This window comes from Falsibacillus albus (assembly GCF_003668575.1).
Taxonomy (GTDB): domain Bacteria; phylum Bacillota; class Bacilli; order Bacillales; family DSM-25281; genus Falsibacillus; species Falsibacillus albus.
In genome coordinates this window covers 79751-97091 of record NZ_RCVZ01000003.1, presented here as the reverse complement: position 1 = coordinate 97091, position 17341 = coordinate 79751, and the positions used below count along the sequence as shown (strand labels likewise).

18 protein-coding genes are annotated in these 17341 nt (G+C 41.9%); 12 read left to right on the top strand and 6 right to left on the bottom strand.

Translation table 11 applies throughout. The annotated features are described in order from the left end of the window. Positions 1 to 77 precede the first annotated feature (77 nt). From D9X91_RS05565 to D9X91_RS05545, 5 genes are all read right to left on the bottom strand, one after another. Entirely contained in the window at positions 78 to 1409 is a 1332-nt protein-coding gene (locus D9X91_RS05565) for a (Fe-S)-binding protein (protein WP_121679595.1), read from the bottom strand. After that, a complete protein-coding gene (gene glcD / locus D9X91_RS05560) occupies positions 1406 to 2818 on the bottom strand; it encodes a glycolate oxidase subunit GlcD (protein ID WP_121679594.1) in 1413 nt (470 codons plus the stop codon). The genes D9X91_RS05565 and glcD overlap by 4 nt, the downstream gene beginning before the upstream one ends. 328 nt (positions 2819 to 3146) lie before the next feature. Next, the gene (locus D9X91_RS05555) at positions 3147 to 4262 is read right to left on the bottom strand and encodes a CdaR family transcriptional regulator (protein ID WP_158598245.1); all 1116 of its coding nucleotides are present in this window, start codon (positions 4260 to 4262) and stop codon (positions 3147 to 3149) included. Positions 4263 to 4365: 103 nt separating this feature from the next. Next, on the bottom strand, positions 4366 to 4704 hold the full coding sequence (locus D9X91_RS05550) for a spore coat protein (protein WP_121679592.1): 339 nt from the start codon (positions 4702 to 4704) through the stop codon (positions 4366 to 4368). Between the two features lie 12 nt (positions 4705 to 4716). Further along, positions 4717 to 4971 carry a hypothetical protein gene (locus D9X91_RS05545; RefSeq protein WP_121679591.1) on the bottom strand — a complete coding sequence of 85 codons (255 nt, stop codon included), beginning with the start codon at positions 4969 to 4971 and terminating at the stop codon, positions 4717 to 4719. A 281-nt stretch (positions 4972 to 5252) separates the two neighbouring features. On the opposite strand from D9X91_RS05545, the gene D9X91_RS05540 reads away from it, so the two are divergent. Beyond that, the gene (locus D9X91_RS05540; protein ID WP_121679590.1) at positions 5253 to 6170 is read left to right on the top strand and encodes a proline dehydrogenase family protein; all 918 of its coding nucleotides are present in this window, start codon (positions 5253 to 5255) and stop codon (positions 6168 to 6170) included. A 255-nt stretch (positions 6171 to 6425) separates the two neighbouring features. On the opposite strand, the gene D9X91_RS05535 is transcribed toward D9X91_RS05540, so the two are convergent. Beyond that, a complete protein-coding gene (locus D9X91_RS05535) occupies positions 6426 to 6560 on the bottom strand; it encodes a YuzL family protein (protein WP_121679589.1) in 135 nt (44 codons plus the stop codon). A 220-nt stretch (positions 6561 to 6780) separates the two neighbouring features. Here D9X91_RS05535 and D9X91_RS05530 point away from each other — a divergent pair, with 220 nt between their 5' ends. From D9X91_RS05530 to D9X91_RS05475, 11 genes are all read left to right on the top strand, one after another. Further along, positions 6781 to 9165, top strand: coding sequence for a 3-hydroxyacyl-CoA dehydrogenase/enoyl-CoA hydratase family protein (locus tag D9X91_RS05530; protein ID WP_267900800.1), 2385 nt, complete (start codon positions 6781 to 6783; stop codon positions 9163 to 9165). A gap of 40 nt (positions 9166 to 9205) precedes the next feature. After that, complete coding sequence (locus D9X91_RS05525; RefSeq protein WP_121679587.1) at positions 9206 to 10384, top strand: acetyl-CoA C-acetyltransferase; 1179 nt, start codon at positions 9206 to 9208, stop codon at positions 10382 to 10384. 49 nt (positions 10385 to 10433) lie between these two features. Next, a complete protein-coding gene (locus D9X91_RS05520) occupies positions 10434 to 12218 on the top strand; it encodes an acyl-CoA dehydrogenase family protein (protein WP_121679586.1) in 1785 nt (594 codons plus the stop codon). A gap of 489 nt (positions 12219 to 12707) precedes the next feature. After that, positions 12708 to 13487 carry an SDR family NAD(P)-dependent oxidoreductase gene (locus tag D9X91_RS05515; RefSeq protein ID WP_121679585.1) on the top strand — a complete coding sequence of 260 codons (780 nt, stop codon included), beginning with the start codon at positions 12708 to 12710 and terminating at the stop codon, positions 13485 to 13487. A 22-nt stretch (positions 13488 to 13509) separates the two neighbouring features. Continuing rightward, positions 13510 to 13812 carry an ArsR/SmtB family transcription factor gene (locus D9X91_RS05510; RefSeq protein ID WP_121679584.1) on the top strand — a complete coding sequence of 101 codons (303 nt, stop codon included), beginning with the start codon at positions 13510 to 13512 and terminating at the stop codon, positions 13810 to 13812. 423 nt (positions 13813 to 14235) lie between these two features. Then, positions 14236 to 14592 (top strand): arsenate reductase family protein, encoded by a 357-nt coding sequence (locus D9X91_RS05500; protein WP_121679582.1) that lies wholly within the window; start codon positions 14236 to 14238, stop codon positions 14590 to 14592. A 76-nt stretch (positions 14593 to 14668) separates the two neighbouring features. After that, positions 14669 to 15052: a glycine cleavage system protein GcvH gene (gene gcvH, locus D9X91_RS05495; protein WP_121679581.1), complete on the top strand. Its 384-nt coding sequence runs from the start codon at positions 14669 to 14671 to the stop codon at positions 15050 to 15052. Positions 15053 to 15182: 130 nt separating this feature from the next. After that, entirely contained in the window at positions 15183 to 15428 is a 246-nt protein-coding gene (locus D9X91_RS05490) for a YusG family protein (protein ID WP_121679580.1), read from the top strand. Positions 15429 to 16045: 617 nt separating this feature from the next. Continuing rightward, entirely contained in the window at positions 16046 to 16411 is a 366-nt protein-coding gene (locus D9X91_RS05485) for a toprim domain-containing protein (RefSeq protein WP_121679579.1), read from the top strand. Positions 16412 to 16417: 6 nt separating this feature from the next. Continuing rightward, positions 16418 to 16729, top strand: coding sequence for a thioredoxin family protein (locus D9X91_RS05480; RefSeq protein WP_121679578.1), 312 nt, complete (start codon positions 16418 to 16420; stop codon positions 16727 to 16729). 203 nt (positions 16730 to 16932) lie between these two features. Beyond that, the gene (locus D9X91_RS05475) at positions 16933 to 17289 is read left to right on the top strand and encodes a hypothetical protein (protein WP_121679577.1); all 357 of its coding nucleotides are present in this window, start codon (positions 16933 to 16935) and stop codon (positions 17287 to 17289) included. Positions 17290 to 17341 lie beyond the last annotated feature (52 nt).

Here is a 17341-nt window from a genome sequence, read left to right as displayed (position 1 = left end):
TATGTCTCCAAGACATACAGGAGTTTTTTTGATCCAGCCGTTCCCTTTCGAATATTCAGAGGTTTGAATATTCAGAGTCATTCTTTGCCATCAACTGCCTGCAGCAGAAAATCAGCGATATGGACAGCTTGCATCTTGTGACTGAGTCCTTCACGTTCGATTCCGAGTTTCATTTGCAGCAGACATCCAGGGTTGGCTGTTACGATTGTTGCGGCGTTCGTTTGCTTGGCTGTTTTCATTTTATGATCCAAAATCTGCATCGACATCTCTGCTTCTACGATATTGTAAATTCCTGCTGATCCACAGCAGCGGTCGGCATCCTTCATTTCGATATAACGAATGCCGTTGATGGACTGAAGAAGGGTCCTTGGCTCATGTTTCGTATTCATGACATTTCGCAAATGGCATGAATCCTGGTATGTCACACTTTGAGGGGGAAGGCTGAGGTTTTGATCCTCATGAAAGTTCAATTCGACCAGTATGTTGGATAAATCCTTTAGCTTTGACTTAAAATGAACGGCCCGCTCACAGTAGTTGGGATCGTCCTTTAATAGATGGTCATAGTCGATCAAGAATGCACCGCAGCCCCCTGCATTCGTGATGATATAATCTGCATTGATGCCCTCAAAGGCTTCAATGTTGCGCTTGGCCATTTCCTTGGCTTGATTCTTTTCTCCGCTGTGGCCATGGAGCGCACCGCAGCACGCTTGTTTCTCAGGGATATGGATTTCACACCCGGCAATCTGCAGAAGCTTCAATGTAGCATTATTTGTCGTCATGAACATTGTATCCATTAAACATCCGCTGAAAAATGCCACTTTCGCTTTTCTCTGCCCCATTGCCTTGAGGTGGACAGGGCGATTTCCCATTTCTTTCATTTTAGGCACTGAAGGAAGGACCTTCTCCATGGAAGAGAGGTGGTCTGGTAGAAAGTTCATCAAACCGATTTTTCTAACGGCACTCTGCAGGCCGGATCGCTGATAAAGACCGAGAAGGTTCGTGACTGCCCTCATTCGATTCTGATAAGGGAACAATCCTTCAAAAGCCACCTTTCTCGTGATTCTTGCAGGCAAGGAATGTTTTTTGTTCTGATGTATAATATCCCTGGCATCCTCTAATAAATGGCCGTATTTTACACCTGAAGGACAGACTGGCTCACATGCACGGCAGCCAAGGCACAAATTCAAGGAATGCTCGACATCCTCATCCGGTTCGATGATTCCGTCCACGACAGCCTTCATGAGGGCGATTCTCCCCCTGGGTGAATGAGCTTCATTGTATCCTGACTCGATGTAGGTTGGGCAGGAAGGAAGGCAAAATCCACACCTCATACAATTAAGGAGTTCATCCTCGTTCATCCTTGTTTTGAATTGTTCTTGGATGTTTTTTTGTTCTTTCATGGTCGTCATTTAGAAATCACCACGCGTTTTCTCGAGTCCTTGGCAAATATCTTTCCTGGATTTAGAATGTTAAGCGGATCGAGGGCAGATTTAATTGCTTTCATTGCAGCAATCCCTTCTTTCCCAAGTTTCCATTCTAAGTAGGGGGCTTTCATCATTCCTACTCCATGTTCCCCCGTTATCGTTCCGCCAAGGTCGATGGCATGAGCGAAAATTTCTGCAAAAGCCAGCTCAACTCGTTCCATTTCTTCTGAATTGCGGGCATCCGTAGGAACTGTCGGATGGAGGTTTCCGTCACCGGCGTGTCCGAATGTACAAATATTTAATTGATGTTTGATTGCAATTTCATTGATGGCTTTGACCATATTGGCGATTTGAGAACGGGGAACGGTTGCATCCTCTAAAATAGTAGTGGGCTTCAAACGGGCAAGGGCGGATAAAGCAGACCTCCTTGCAGTACGCAATGCTTCTGCTTCCTCCTCAGACTTGGCTGCCTGCACCGAAACAGCGCGTTCTGCTAAACAAATTTTGGTTATATTTTCAATATCCCTTGCGACAATATCCGGGTGCCCATCCTGTTCAATCAGTAGGACAGCTTTCACGTCGGTAGGAAGTCCAATCTTAACGAAATCTTCGACGACCTTGAGGGTTGGCTGATCGAGAAACTCCAAAGTGGTTGGGATGATTTTATCAGCGATGATGCTGGAGACGGTTTTGGCTGCAGCATCCATGTCTTCATAAAGTGCGAGCAAGGTTTTCTTTGATTCCGGCATTGGGATCAATTTAAGCGTCACTTCCGTTATGATTGCAAGTGTGCCTTCCGAACCGACTAATAATCTAGTCAGGTCATACCCGGCAACATCCTTGGCCAGCTTTCCCCCGGTCCTGATAATATCTCCATTGGCAAGGACGGCTTCCAATCCGAGTACATAATCGCGCGTCACTCCGTATTTAAGCCCTCTCAGACCGCCGGAGTTTTCATTGACGTTCCCTCCGATCGTTGATATTTTCATCGAACTAGGGTCTGGGGGATAGAAAAGACCATGTTTTTCTACCTCATTAATCAGGTCAAGCGTAATGATTCCAGGCTGGACGGTCACCGTTAAATTCTCGTGGTCGAGCTCCAAAAGCCTGTTCATATGTTTGAACAGGAGAACGATCCCCCCTTCCGAAGGGCATGTTCCTGCACAAAGGTTTGTTCCCGATCCCCTTGGAACAATGGGAATCTGGTGTGCATTGCACACCTTCAGCAATTCCGCTACTTCCTTTGTGGTTCTTGGGGCTACGATGGCATCAGGCATGGATTGAAATTGAGGTGTTGCATCATAGGAATATACTAATCTGCCAGCTTTTGAATCATCGACATTTTCAACACCGACGATTGATTGAAATTCCTGTAATACTTTTGTAGAAATCATCTTGCTACCTCCGATCTGTTCTATTTAGATTCTTTTCTATAGGAATCCATTGATTCATAGTTAAATCAACAAACATGACAAAAGGCGAATTTATAAAAGATTGTTGTTTTTAAAAGGATATCTTGTAAATCATTCGCCCTTAGATGTTGATTGGAGCGGAAGGTGCGAGACTCCTGAGGGCTCACCGCCCGCCCCTCGGAAAGCGAGCATCCTTCCGCGGAAATCAACCTCATACGATCTTAGATTTATTATGAAAAGACCTGTTATTTATAAGTATAGAAAAGGAAGGATAGAAACTCTATGTATAATCAACTGAAAAAATGGCAATCTATTCGAATAATTTTGTTGAATCCTCCAAAAAGGAAAGCGCAATATAAAGAGCAACTAATCCTTTTGCCGTTTTAAGGCTATGACCGGTCATCTCTTCGATCCTTCGCAGGCGATAATGCAAGGTATTGATATGAATGTGAAGATAACTTGCTGTTTCATTAAAGGCCATGTTGCAGTGAAAAAATGCCTGAAGGGTGCTCAATAAATTATCATTGTCCAACAGGGGGGAAATCGTTCTTGCTAAGTATTGTTTTTGGATATCTTTATTTATTTCCTGTGTGATCATTTCAATTGTCAGGTCAGATTCAAATATGATCTCTTCCGTTGCAGCAGCAGATTTCAATGCCCGCTCGGCCTGCTGATAGGATATCCTGATTTTAACAGCATCTATAGACGAGCCCACTCCTATGGCAACGGAACATTGAAGCTCAGATTCCAACATTGATTTCAATGAGAGAAGATCATCCCTGACATCATGAAGGAGCCTCATTGCCGAAGCATCCATGATGTATAAGAGTCGATCGTTTCCCCATCTAATCAAATGACGGGATGGATGGAGGTGGTTCCAATTCGAAATGAAGGAGGAAGGAAACCTTGTGCCAAATGAGGCTATGGTGTGAATTAAGGCGATCCGAAAAGGAAGGGTAAGGTCGAAACCAAGTGCAGCCGCCCTTGACTTGAAGGATTCATCGATGGGCTCTTTTTCAAGCCAGTCGAAAACCAAAGCTTCCAGCGACCTGGCTGCGAGGTTCATTTCTTCAATATAATAGTTCTCCTGTATCAAAAGCTCGGTCATCTTTTTCACAATTTCCCCAAATGGTGAAACTGTCCTTGGGTCTCCAGTTATCCCGATTACGCCTATAACCTCTTCATGAAAGAAGACGGGCAGATTGATTCCGGGCTTCACTCCCGTCCATCTTTTGGTATCATTTGAAGCAATGATAGTAAGTGTTTTTTTGGTGCAAGTATGAAGTGCCCCTTCGTGAAAATCGCCGATCCTTTCTTGATCCGTACTAGCGATAATGATTCCGGTGGGATTAGCAACGATGATTTCTTCATTGAGCAGATTTCTCATTTCCATTACGATTTTATTTGCTAAATTCCTTGTCAGCACGTTTTTACCCCCATAACAAACATATGTATATAAATATTTTATAGGAATAAATAAGAAAAGCATACCTGTTGAAAAACGGTATGCTTAGTGTTTTCTTTCAATACTATTGAAGGTGCTGACCATATGGGAATTGAGTTGAATATCCCTGATGTTGCTGACTGGATTGCTTAAGCTTTTGCAGATCTGCACTTTCAAGCTTATACCACCCTTTTTGGAACATGGTGTTGAATAAGTCACGCTGAGCATTCTGCGTTTCCGTGAAGATGGCAAGCAAATCTTGATAAAATGCCTGATGACTCGCTTCATTCATTGCTGTGCAATACGAAGCGGTCATGTATTTTTCCATTGAAAGAACATCATTGATAAAATCCCTGTCATTCATTTGCGGTGTTTGCGGAACAGGGGTGGAAGTGTTTTGAATATTGGACGATTGCTGCTGCATTTTATCCCCTCCTTACATGGATTGATTGTTATTTTGAACATGCTGATTGAGGTGAGCAAGTATTTGATCGTAATGCCTCTGGTGCATCTGACCACATTGATCGATTTTCGCCTTTACATCCTGATCCTGACACTGGCTTGCTGCAAAATGGGCTTTTTTCATGGCCAAAAGATTCCAAGCAAGCATATCGTTAATATATAGGGTGTCTTTTGTGGTTAAAACCGCAGGAGGCTCCTGCATTTGGTTCCCTTGCTGCTGTTGATACATTGAACGACCTCCTTCATTTTTTGTTTCTTCATTATGATTCCAAGAATAAAAAAGAGTATTCGACAAAAACAGAGAAAAAGTTGTGCAATCGTTGACAAAAACTATATCCAAAGTTTTTCAAAGATGATAAAATAATGTTATTGAGTAAGATGAAATGGTTATTGTAATATAATTTTTTTATCTCAAAAGTAAGCGTTTTCATCGTTGCTTAAGGCTTTTATTATTTCTTATTTGTTTGGTGTGTCATTAATTAAGATTGATAGTTTAGGAGGAATCACATCATGGAACAACTCATGAGAAACTTTTTCTTGTTTTTATCTAAAAATAAGTTTTTAACTAAATTGGCAAAGCGTTATGGTTTGCGATTCGGTGCAGCAAGGTTTGTTGCAGGTGAAGCAATTAAGCAAGCAGTCGATGTGATAAAAGATTTGAATAATAAAGGCCTTGTCGTTACGATCGATTACTTGGGAGAATTTGTCGACAATGAACGGGAAGCGAATGAAATGGCTGATAATTGCATTGTTGCCATCAATGCAATTGGAAAAGAACATTTGAATTCACAGCTTTCTTTAAAGATGACTTCCATGGGCATGGATATCTCCGACGAAATCGTATTGAATAATATGAGAAGGATTTTGGAAGCGGCTACACAAAATAATGTCTTTGTCACGATTGACATGGAAGACTATTCCCGCTGCCAAAAAACACTTGAAATCTTTAAACAGCTGAAGTCCGAATTCGATAATATCGGTACGGTCATTCAAGCATATTTATACAGGACAGTGAAGGATATGGAGGAGCTTAATGCATACTCACCAAACCTCCGCCTTGTAAAAGGAGCTTACAAAGAGTCTCCGGAGGTAGCCTTCCCTGAGAAAAAAGACGTAGATGAAAATTATAAAAAAATCATTAAAATGCATCTTCTAAATGGGAATTATACCGCAGTGGCGACACATGATGATTCCATGATTGAATATACCAAACAGCTCGTAGAGGAGCATAACATCCCTAAAGATCAATTTGAATTCCAAATGCTTTATGGAATTCGTCCGGAGCGTCAGTTGGAGCTTGTGAACGAAGGCTATAAAATGCGCGTCTATGTTCCCTATGGCACGGATTGGTACGGTTATTTCATGCGCCGTCTGGCTGAACGTCCTGCTAATGTCGCGTTTGTTTTGAAAGGCGTCATCGCAAAGTAAAAACTGCAAGAAGGCTGAAAATGATTCAGCCTTCTTTTTTTTATTGAATTTTGACATGCCAGTTGTGGAGTTTAAATGGCAGAATAAATGGAGTTCAAGACTAAAATTATAGAAAAATTGCGGGAATCGTGTGATTGGAGCGGAAGGTACGAGCCCCCGCAGCGAAGCGAAGAGGCTCACCACCCGCGCCTCGGAAAGCGAGTGTCCTTCCACGGAAATCAACCTTCCACAACCCTTTGTACTAAGAACATTGAATTAAGGTTTTTTGAATTGGTTATTTTGGCTGTTCCGTTTTCCTCCGCCATCATCTTCGACTGTAGGTCCAGCGTTACCTTTTACACTTGCTGCACTGACAGCAGCTTTTGATGGATCTTTTTTATGCTTGGCCATTCCGGAATCACCTCCGGACATAGTTTGCCCTTAAAAAGATTTAAGTATGTTTGAAACGGCCAAAAAATATTTAGAAAATTTACCTTATTTTAAAGTTTAAATTATTGCGAGATTTCAGAAAATCTTATATAGTATAAGTATTATAACTCATTCGCGGGAAATTTTTTTGAGCATAAAATGAATGAGTGTTCATTCAAAATACACAAAGGGGGAAGTTGCCTTGACTCATCACATTAAAAAAGCGGCTGTTCTTGGATCTGGAGTAATGGGATCAGGAATTGCAGCACATTTAGCTAATATCGGGGTTCCTGCATTGCTTCTGGACATCGTCCCGACTGAATTGACAGAAGATGAAAAAGCGAAGGGATTGACCTTGGAGGATCCGCAAGTGAGAAACCGGTTCAGCCAAAGTGCGCTAAAAAAATTATTAAAACAAAAGCCGGCACCGCTGACTGTGAAAGATAATTTACAATTAATCACAGCTGGAAATATGGAAGATGATTTAGCTGCCCTATCCGATTGCGATTGGATCATTGAAGTGGTGGTTGAAAATTTGGATGTCAAGAAAAAAGTATTTGAAAAAGTCGAGAAATACCGTAAGCCTGGGAGCATTATCAGCTCCAATACGTCTGGTATTTCAGTGGAAGCGATGGCTGAAGGAAGATCTGAAGATTTTCAAAAGAACTTCTTGGGAACGCATTTCTTTAATCCACCTCGCTACTTAAAGCTTTTGGAAGTGATCCCAACTAAACATACTGATGATAAAGTTGTGAAGTTTATGAAGGAATATGGGGAGGATGTCCTCGGTAAAGGAGTCGTCCTTGCAAAGGACACACCGAATTTTATCGCGAATAGAATCGGTACTTACGGTCTCCTCGTAACTGTTCAGGAAATGCTTAAAGGCGGCTATAGTGTCGGTGAAGTGGATTCTGTCACAGGACCGTTGATCGGACGTCCGAAAAGTGCAACCTTCCGCACGCTGGATGTCGTTGGTCTGGATACATTTGTCCATGTTGCAAACAACGTATATGAACAAGTAGACGGAAAAGAAAAGGAAGTCTTTGATGTTCCTGCATTCATGAAGAAAATGCTGGACAAAGGCTGGCTTGGAAGCAAGTCAGGCCAAGGGTTCTATTTAAAACAAGGGAAAGAAATCCTGCAATTGAATCCAGAAACGCTTGAATATGAGGAAAGAAAAAAATTAAGAACGCCTGCACTGGAAATGAGCAAGCAGGAAAAAGGCGTAAAGGGAAAATTGAAAACGCTTGTATATTCACAGGATAAAGCGGGGCAATTGCTCTGGGATATTATCGCACCAGTTCTTACTTACTCTGCTGAATTGCTTGGAACCATCGCAGATGACATCGTTTCGATTGACCGTGCCATGAAATGGGGATTCGGTTGGGAGCTTGGGCCATTCGAAACATGGGATGCCATTGGTTTGGAAAAGTCGATCGGTAAAATGAAAGAACAGGGACTTGCAGTACCGAAATGGGTAGCGGAGATGGTGGAAAAAGGCATCACTTCTTTCTATAAGGATGAAGATGGTGTAGAATCCTTCTACCAAAATGGCGACTATCAAAATGTAGAAGTAAATCCAAAAGTGATCAATTTAAAACAATTGAAGAAACAAGGGAAATTAATCAAGAAAAACTCAGGTGCCAGTCTGGTGGATATCGGTGATGGGGTAGCGGTTCTTGAATTCCATTCGCCTAACAATGCAATCGGATTGGACATCATCCAAATGATTAATTTTGCTGTGGATGAAGTGGAGAAAAATTATAAAGGGCTTGTGATTGGGAATCAAGGCAAGAACTTCTGTGTCGGGGCAAATCTTGCAATGATCCTGATGGAAGCACAGGACGATAATGATTTTGAAATCGATATGGTTGTCCGCCATTTTCAACAGGCTATGCTGAAAGTGAAATACAGTTCCAAGCCGGTTGTAGCAGCGCCATTTGGCATGACGCTTGGCGGCGGTGCGGAAGTCTGCCTCCCTGCAGCACATGTTCAAGCATCCATGGAAACGTATATGGGGTTGGTTGAAGTCGGCGTTGGATTGATTCCAGGCGGTGGCGGCAATAAAGAACTCTACATCAAACATTTGAACAGCCTTCCAAATGGCATCGAATTCGACTTGCAAAAAGTAGCGAATAAAGTGTTTGAAACGATTGCCATGGCAAAGGTTTCAACTTCAGGAGACGAGGCGCGCAGCAATAACTTCCTAAACCATGCAGATGGAGTAAGCGTCAATGGCGATCATTTGATATACGATGCCAAGCAAGCGGTGCTTTCCTTGCATGAAAGGGGATATAAAGCGCCAATCCGCAAAAAAGTACCAGTCGTCGGTGAAAGCGGTTATGCAACATTGCTTCTTGGAGCTCAATCCATGCATTTATCCGGCTTCATCTCTGAACATGACTTGAAAATCGCGAAGAAATTGGCAAATGTGATCGCGGGCGGCAAAGTCCCGTATGGCACAGAAGTGGATGAACAATATTTATTGGATTTAGAAAGGGAAGCCTTCCTGAGCCTTGTTAGGGAACAAAAATCACAGCAAAGGATGCAGCACATGCTTGTAAAAGGAAAACCGCTTCGCAACTGACATATAGACGTTGAAAACAAATGGAAAGTGGGGGAACGACATGCGTGAAGCAGTAATTGTATCAGGAGCGAGAACACCAGTTGGAAAATCGAGAAAAGGAACACTTGCCGCTGTCCGGCCAGATGACCTGGGGGCATTGGTAGTAAAAGAAACGTTAAAACGTGCAGGAAACTATGATGGAAATATTGATGATTTAATTATCGGCTGTGCTATGCCAGAGGCAGAGCAAGGCTTGAATATGGCGAGGAATATAGGTGCATTGGCAGGACTGCCAGCCAATGTTCCGGCTATTACAATCAATCGCTATTGTTCTTCGGGGCTTCAATCGATTGCTTATGCAGCGGAACGCGTCATGCTGGGCCATTCAGATACGGTCATTGCAGGTGGAGCAGAATCCATGAGCCTCGTCCCGATGATGGGGCATGTTGTCAGGCCGAATGCTTCATTGGCAGAAACCGCTCCTGAATACTATATGAGCATGGGGCATACTGCAGAACAAGTAGCGGTTAAATATGGAGTCAGCCGCGAGGATCAAGATGCGTTCGCCGTTAGGAGCCATCAAAAGGCAGCCAAAGCAATTGCAGAAGGAAAGTTTGATGATGAAATCGTCCCGGTGGATGTAAATGTCCGCTCGATTGATTCATCAAATAAATTAAGAGAAAAGCAAATCAGATTCTCCAGAGATGAAGGAGTCAGGGAAAATACGACAAGTGAAATCCTTGCAAAACTTCGACCGGCATTTTCGGTGAAAGGATCGGTCACTGCCGGGAATTCTTCGCAGACAAGTGACGGAGCTGCTGCAGTAATGGTCATGGATAAAGAGAAAGCACTCTCCCTCGGCTTGGCTCCGATGGTGAAATTTAGATCCTTTGCGGTTGCAGGGGTAAGACCTGAAGTAATGGGGATCGGCCCGGTTGAAGCCATACCGAGAGCACTGAAGATTGCAGGATTAGAGCTTTCTGATATCGGCCTATTTGAACTAAACGAAGCATTTGCCTCCCAATCGATCCAGGTCATCCGAGAGCTGGGATTGAATGAGGAAATCGTGAATGTCAATGGTGGTGCCATTGCGCTTGGCCATCCGCTCGGATGCACGGGTGCAAAGCTGACATTGTCCTTGATCCACGAAATGAAGCGCCGTAATACTCAATTTGGAGTCGTCACGATGTGCATCGGCGGCGGTATGGGAGCAGCGGGAGTATTCGAATTGATTTCATGAAATTGATTTCAACTTTAAAATCTAATTTAAGAAAATAGGAGGCATTTATATGTCAAATCAAACGGATAAATTAGTTAAAGGCGGAAGTTTTTTAATTGAAGATGTTTCATATGAGCAAGTATTTACTCCTGAGGACTACACTGATGAACAAAAAATGATTGCCAAAACGACGGAAGATTTTGTGTTGAACGAGGTAGTTCCTGAAGTGGAACATCTTGAAAACCATGAATTCGACCGATCCGTTAAACTACTTAAGCAAGCGGGGGAACTTGGGTTATTGGGTGCCGATGTGCCTGAAGAATACGGCGGGTTGGCGCTCGATAAAGTAAGCTCTGCCTTAATTTCTGAAAAAATGTCCCGTGCAGGCGGTTTTTCAATCTCGCACGGCGCCCATGTTGGAATCGGCTCATTACCGATTGTTCTGTTCGGAAATGAATCACAGAAGCAAAAATACTTGCCTGAATTGGCAACAGGGGAAAAACTGGCAGCCTATGCATTGACAGAGCCAGGTTCAGGCTCTGATGCGCTCGGTGCAAAAACTACTGCAAAGCTGAATGCAGAAGGCACGCATTATATTTTGAACGGTGAAAAACAATGGATCACAAACTCTGCATTCGCTGATGTGTTTGTTGTCTATGCCAAAATCGATGGTGAACATTTCTCTGCATTTATCGTTGAGAGAGAGTATCCGGGCGTATCGACTGGTCCTGAAGAAAAGAAAATGGGGATAAAGAGCTCGTCGACTAGAACGCTGATTCTTGAGGATGCCGAGGTTCCGGTTGAAAATCTATTGGGAGAAGCCGGTAAAGGGCATGTCATTGCCTTTAATATCTTGAATATCGGACGCTATAAATTAGGCGTAGGTGCTGTTGGTGCCAGTAAGAGGGCATTTGAAGTAACGGTTCAATACACAAATCAACGTCAGCAATTCAAAACGGCAATCTCTTCATTTAATTTAACGAAAGAGAAATTGTCAACAATGGCATCAAAATTGTATGCTGCGGAAAGCTCTGTATACCGTACTGTTGGGCTATTCGAGGATCGCATGAGCCGATTAACGGATGAAGAAGTGAAAAATGGGGCTGAAGTAGCAAAATCCATTGCGGAGTATGCGATTGAGTGTTCATTGAATAAATTCTTCACTTCCGAAGTATTGGATTATATCGTGGATGAAGGTGTTCAGCTGCACGGTGGATATGGGTTCATGCAAGAATATGAGATTGAAAGAATGTACCGTGATTCACGCATCAATCGTATATTCGAAGGAACTAACGAAATTAACCGACTATTGGTGCCGGGAACTTATTTGCGAAAAGCGATGAAGGGTGAACTTCCTCTCTTGCAGAAAGCCCAGGCCCTTCAAGAGGAATTAATGATGATGATGCCAGAAGAAGTAGGCGATGAAGCGCTGGATCAAGAAAAATATTTAGTGAAAAATGCAAAGAAAATAGGGCTGATGATCGCCGGACTTGCTGCACAGAAATTTGGCAAAGCACTGGACAAAGAGCAGGAAGTACTTGTGAACATTGCAGATATCGTCTCAAATGCATACGCAATGGAATCAGTGGTGCTTCGAACTGAAAAAGCAATCGAGAAGAACGGGCTGGATAAGTCGAAGCAAAAATTGCTTTATACGCAAATCTTCTGCCAAGAAGCATTCAATGAGATTGAACAGCATGCTAAAGAAACACTCGTTGCTGTTGAGCATGGCGACAGTCTTCGCATGATGCTCTCTGCACTTCGCAAATTTACACGTCACACACCAATCAACATAATCGCTAAGAAGCGGGAAGCGTCCGAAAAATTAATTGATGTAGAAAAATATACTGTTTAAATAAAAGGCTGTTTTCTAAAAGATTATTGTTTTTAATGGTTTTATAAAAAAAATTCATCAGTTGGTGTTGATTGGAGCAGAATGTGTGAGACTCCGGAGAGATTAGCGGGTCAGATGAGACCCCTCCGGCGAAGCCGAGGAGGTATTTGGCGGATGTCGGCACATTCCTCGAAAATGCCAGGCATTCTTCTTGGTGCGATGTGCCGCCGCCGAAGTGTTCCTTGCCCTGTGCCAATATCGAAGGACCTCACTTCTTGTGAGGTCCTTCGGAAAGCGAGCATCCTGCAGCTGAAATCAACCTTGCACAAACTTTGATGAATAGCAACAAACTTTACAAAAAGAGTCGAGTAAAAAGAAGAAATGCCAGGTCCTTCCCAATGGAGAAGCCTGGTATTTTTTTATGTTGGCAGTAAGTTTGACTTATTAAAAAAACTGTAATATTATATGTTTAAACACTTAAACGTTTAAACTAATAAAGAGGTGATCAACGTGCAAAAAGAAACAGTGTTAATAACAGGAGCTTCAAATGGAATCGGTCTCGAGATGGCTGAGATCTTCTCACAAAAAGGTCATACAGTCGTATTGGCAGCAAGAAGCAAAGAAAAGATGGAAGAGATTAAGCACGACCTTGAAAAGAAATACAATAACACAATACTGGTTAAAGGTATGGACTTATCTGTACAAGGTGCGCCGCAGGATTTGTATGAGGAGCTAAAAAGGGAGAACATACAAATCGATATTTTAATCAACAATGCTGGATTTGGATTATTCGGTGATTTTACTGATACCGACCTTGATAAAGAATTGAACATGATACAATTAAATGTGTCAGCCCTTACAGCTATGTCAAAGCTATTTTCAAAAGACATGGTTCAGAGGGGCAAAGGGAAAATATTAAATGTGGCTTCCACAGCTGCATTTCAGCCAGGACCACTGATGGCGGTTTATTATGCAACAAAAGCATACGTTTTATCTTTTTCTGAAGCACTTGAAAATGAACTGAGCGGGACTGGCGTCCATGTATCAACGCTTTGTCCGGGACCAACCGAAACCGGCTTCAGTGATAAGGCAGAACTGGGCCAGTCAAAGTTATTCACAAGCGGGGTTATGGATGCAAAGAAAGTAGCTGCCCAAGCGGTAGATGGATTAATGAATAGTAAGTCCATCATTATTCCGGGCATAAAAAACAAGCTTCTCGCTGCAGGGATTCGCTTCCTGCCGCGGAAAACCGTAACAGCCACTGTAAGAAAAGTTCAAGAACGAAAATAAATCAACGGAAAGGAGAATGTGTATGGGCAAGGAAGCAATCGACACATTTAGAGCCTGTATCCCCCTATTTCAAACGTTAAGTGATCCTTATCGACAGGATATCATTTTATTATTGGCAGAAAAAGAGCCGTTGACCGTCAATGAAATTACAGAGCATCTCACCCTTTCACGTCCAGCTGTCTCTCATCATTTGAAAATCATGAGGGATCAAAAAATTGTAAGCATCGAGCAAAAGGGCACCCAGCGCCATTATTCATTGGAGCTGGAAGACGCCCTGGCACTGTTGAAGCAATTAGTCAGCACAGTTGAGGAAAATTGCTATTGATGATTGGATATGGTTTATGAAAGGCTGTTTTCTCAAAGATTGTTGTTTTTAACTGTTTTTCTTTAAGATAACTCATCATATGAAGTTGATTGGAGCGGAAGGTGCGAGACTCCTCGAAAATGCACACGCATTCTCTTCGTGCGGTGTTATTTCGTGGAAGTATATTCAATGTCCTGAGGGATCAGCGGGCCAGGTGAGACCCCGCAGCGAAGCGAGGAGGCTCACGGCACGCCCCTCGGAAAGCGAGCAACCTTTCGCGGAAATCAACCTTACACAACTTTTGAAAAATAGCAACAAACTTTACGAAAAGAGCGTTATGAAAAACATATTAAAAAGGGAATCGATCAATAGTTGTCGAAATAATTCATGTGGATTGTTTATTGTGAAAAAGTTTGGTAAACCTATGTTAAGGTGGTGATGATAATGGCTTTGACATTTTACTGGTATCCAAAATGCGGAACATGCCGAAAAGCAAAAAAATGGATGGAAGAGCATGGGCTTCAATTTGAGGAAGTACATATTGTTGAAAATCCTCCATCCAAGGACGAGCTGAAGAAAATATATGAAAATAGCGGGCTGGACATCAAGAAGTTCTTTAATACAAGCGGGCAGCGCTACCGCGAACTTGGTCTTAAAGATAAAATCGGCGGCACTTCAGAGGATGAACTGCTGGAATTGCTGTCTTCTGACGGTATGCTGATCAAACGTCCCATCGTGACGGATGGAAAAAATGTAACTGTAGGATTTAAAGAAGATGATTTTGAAAAAAAATGGTCTTAAAAAAGGGCATGTTTTGTTGCAAATGTAATCGCATTTATGCGAATATAAAATGGAGAAAAGCTATGGAGGGATACATATGAGCACACCGAAAGAATTGCGTTATTCTGAAGAACATGAATGGGTAAAAGATGAAGGCGGAAATTTGCGCGTCGGCATTACTCACTTCGCTCAATCTGAATTAGGCGACATCGTTTTCGTTGAGCTTCCTGAAGTCGGCGATGAAGTGAAAGCGGACGAGCCATTCGGAAGCGTGGAATCTGTAAAGACGGTTTCAGAGTTATATGCACCAGTCAGCGGAAAAGTTCTGGAAGTAAACGAAGAGTTGAGCGACAGCCCAGAATTTGTTAATGAGTCCCCTTATGAAAAAGCTTGGATGATTGTGATTGAGCCTGCTGATTCAAGCGAATTGGATAGCTTGATGTCTGCAGAGCAATATGAAGAAATGATTAACGAAGCGTAAATGAAACATAGCTGACGACCGTTCATTAGCCGTTTTTATTGGTGAAAAATGGGTCAGCTTTTTTGTTTTTCTTTTATTTTTTCGGGCAACCTAAACATATTCTCGCAATAGAAAGGCAGGAGAGCCCGAAATGGCATTAAATCCAAAGAAAATGGATGTAACGGAAAGAGTAGTAGGAAAACTTAAACATAACCAAATCGAGTTATACCTCGATGGACAGTCTATAGGAACGATGTCATTGCCGGAGGGAATTGAACTGAATTTGGCAATGGAACCGAATTTTGAAGCGATTGAAAATAAGATTTACCAACATTATACGGCAACAGAAGGAGATCAAGCCAGATACACAGACTGTGATGAAGGCGGATGGTGTTAGGCGGCCGGAGTTTCTGCCTAAATTTCATATAACGTGAAAGACGGTGATATCCTTCACTGTCTTTTTTTTGTTTTTGTTATTATCTTTTGGCTCTTTTCTCAAAATAGGGAGAAAGGAGCTGGAGTCTATAATTCGACGAACAAAATAGCCATTTTTACGCTATGCTCTATTCGTAAAGTTTGTTGCTATTCATTAAAGGTTATATCCGCCTTGCCTCTCCTCGCTTCGCTGCTAGGGCTCACCTGTCTAGATCCAGGACTTAGGAGGGCTCGCGAGGTCCATAAGCCAATTTTGTCAAGAAGGCAAAGGACGCCTTTGTGTCAGAATCGTCTTTTGCTTGTCGCCCCTGTGCAAAGCCCTGCAGCTTTTCCAACTGGCCCGTTGTTCTCTCCGGAGTCTCGCACTTGCCGTTCAAAATCATATGATGAGTTATTTTAAAGAAAAACTGTTAAAAATAACAATCTTTAAGAAAAGAGCCTTACGTTAAAATTCGTATAAGGATTATAACAACAATTTTTACGAAAGCAGCCTTTCTTTTTGACAATCCTTGCCGAAAAAGGGGAAAATAACATCAAGGAATATCTCTTTTATTACATCTCCCATAGAAAGAAAAGGTGATGAATATGGCGTCCAAATTAGAAAAAGTCATTATTGTCGAGGGCAAAACCGACAAAAGCAAAGTGAAGTCTATTTTAAACGAAGATATTCGAATCATTTGTACAAACGGGACGATCAGTTTGTCAAAATTGGATGATCTTGTAGATGATTTATTGGAAAAGGATGTTTATATTCTTGTTGACGCAGATGATTCTGGCGAAAAGATGAGAAAACAATTTAAAAGGGAATTCCCTGAAGCGGAGCATATTTATATCGACCGTATGTATAAGGAAGTGGCATCTGCGCCAGAGCACCATCTTGCGTCCGTTTTATTAGGGGCAAATATCGACGTTAAAACGGAATTTATTGAGAAAAGGATGAGTTGAAGAAGCATGGAGCAATGGGATGATCATAAGATCAATGAATATATAGAAACATCAGAAGACTTTTTTTTATATTTTTATACACCTATGTGCGGCACATGCCAAGTTGCCGGAAAAATGCTGGATGTTGTTGAAACGATCCTGCACGACCAAAAGATTGGAAAAGCAGATTTGAATTACATGCCGCAGTTTGCTGAAGCATTCTCCATTGAAAGCGTCCCTTGTTTGGTGATTTTAAAAAATGGGGAAGTGAAAAAGAAAATATATGCGTTTCATTCTGTGCCTTATATTTACGATGAATTAAAAAAGTGGCAAAGGTGAAAGGCAAAAAAAGCCATAGCTCAGCATTAAATGCTCTGCAGCGACATATTTCTCAGGAAATATTGTTTTTTTTGAATGAAGTATTCAATTTAATTGTCTAAAAATGGATAATGCATTAAGTAATTGTCGTAGGAAATATAAAGGGATTTAGTGAAAGTTGATGGAAGTGTTTGTATGACTAATGAGAAAGAGGGGAGTTATGTATGCAAACACTATTCGATTCCATCTCCAAAAATTTCCAGGAAAGAAGGCATATCCAAACATTAATGCCAAAGGATGGTTTGACGGTCGTATTTCATGTAGAAAATCATAAATATTTACTGACGATCGGCAATAGTAAGCTATATTTTGAAGAAGTGCTGGATTCTGAATTTCCTTTTTCTATTTGGCTGACAAAGCGGGCATTTATGGAACTTTTATGTGGAGAGCTTCAATTAATGAAGCTGTTGAAAAGAGATGGCTGGCTTGTGAAAGGATCTTTTCGAAATCTCCTTTTGCTTGAGTCAGTACTATGGCTTTGCAGGGACTATTCTTCTGGAGAAATTGATAAAACAGGATGAGAAAGTATTACTAGAATTCTGTCAATGCAATTATTTTAAAATAATTGCATTG

Coding starts and splice junctions, on each gene's coding strand:
- gcvH (WP_121679581.1), top strand. CDS start 14,669: ATGAGCACACCGAAAGAATTGCGTTATTCTGAAGAACATGAATGGGTA.
- D9X91_RS05550 (WP_121679592.1), bottom strand. CDS start 4,704: ATGCAGCAGCAATCGTCCAATATTCAAAACACTTCCACCCCTGTTCCG.
- D9X91_RS05475 (WP_121679577.1), top strand. CDS start 16,933: ATGCAAACACTATTCGATTCCATCTCCAAAAATTTCCAGGAAAGAAGG.
- D9X91_RS05485 (WP_121679579.1), top strand. CDS start 16,046: ATGAATATGGCGTCCAAATTAGAAAAAGTCATTATTGTCGAGGGCAAA.
- D9X91_RS05545 (WP_121679591.1), bottom strand. CDS start 4,971: ATGTATCAACAGCAGCAAGGGAACCAAATGCAGGAGCCTCCTGCGGTT.
- D9X91_RS05540 (WP_121679590.1), top strand. CDS start 5,253: ATGGAACAACTCATGAGAAACTTTTTCTTGTTTTTATCTAAAAATAAG.
- D9X91_RS05565 (WP_121679595.1), bottom strand. CDS start 1,409: ATGACGACCATGAAAGAACAAAAAAACATCCAAGAACAATTCAAAACA.
- D9X91_RS05490 (WP_121679580.1), top strand. CDS start 15,183: ATGGCATTAAATCCAAAGAAAATGGATGTAACGGAAAGAGTAGTAGGA.
- D9X91_RS05535 (WP_121679589.1), bottom strand. CDS start 6,560: ATGGCCAAGCATAAAAAAGATCCATCAAAAGCTGCTGTCAGTGCAGCA.
- D9X91_RS05520 (WP_121679586.1), top strand. CDS start 10,434: ATGTCAAATCAAACGGATAAATTAGTTAAAGGCGGAAGTTTTTTAATT.
- D9X91_RS05510 (WP_121679584.1), top strand. CDS start 13,510: ATGGGCAAGGAAGCAATCGACACATTTAGAGCCTGTATCCCCCTATTT.
- glcD (WP_121679594.1), bottom strand. CDS start 2,818: ATGATTTCTACAAAAGTATTACAGGAATTTCAATCAATCGTCGGTGTT.
- D9X91_RS05480 (WP_121679578.1), top strand. CDS start 16,418: ATGGAGCAATGGGATGATCATAAGATCAATGAATATATAGAAACATCA.
- D9X91_RS05525 (WP_121679587.1), top strand. CDS start 9,206: ATGCGTGAAGCAGTAATTGTATCAGGAGCGAGAACACCAGTTGGAAAA.
- D9X91_RS05500 (WP_121679582.1), top strand. CDS start 14,236: ATGGCTTTGACATTTTACTGGTATCCAAAATGCGGAACATGCCGAAAA.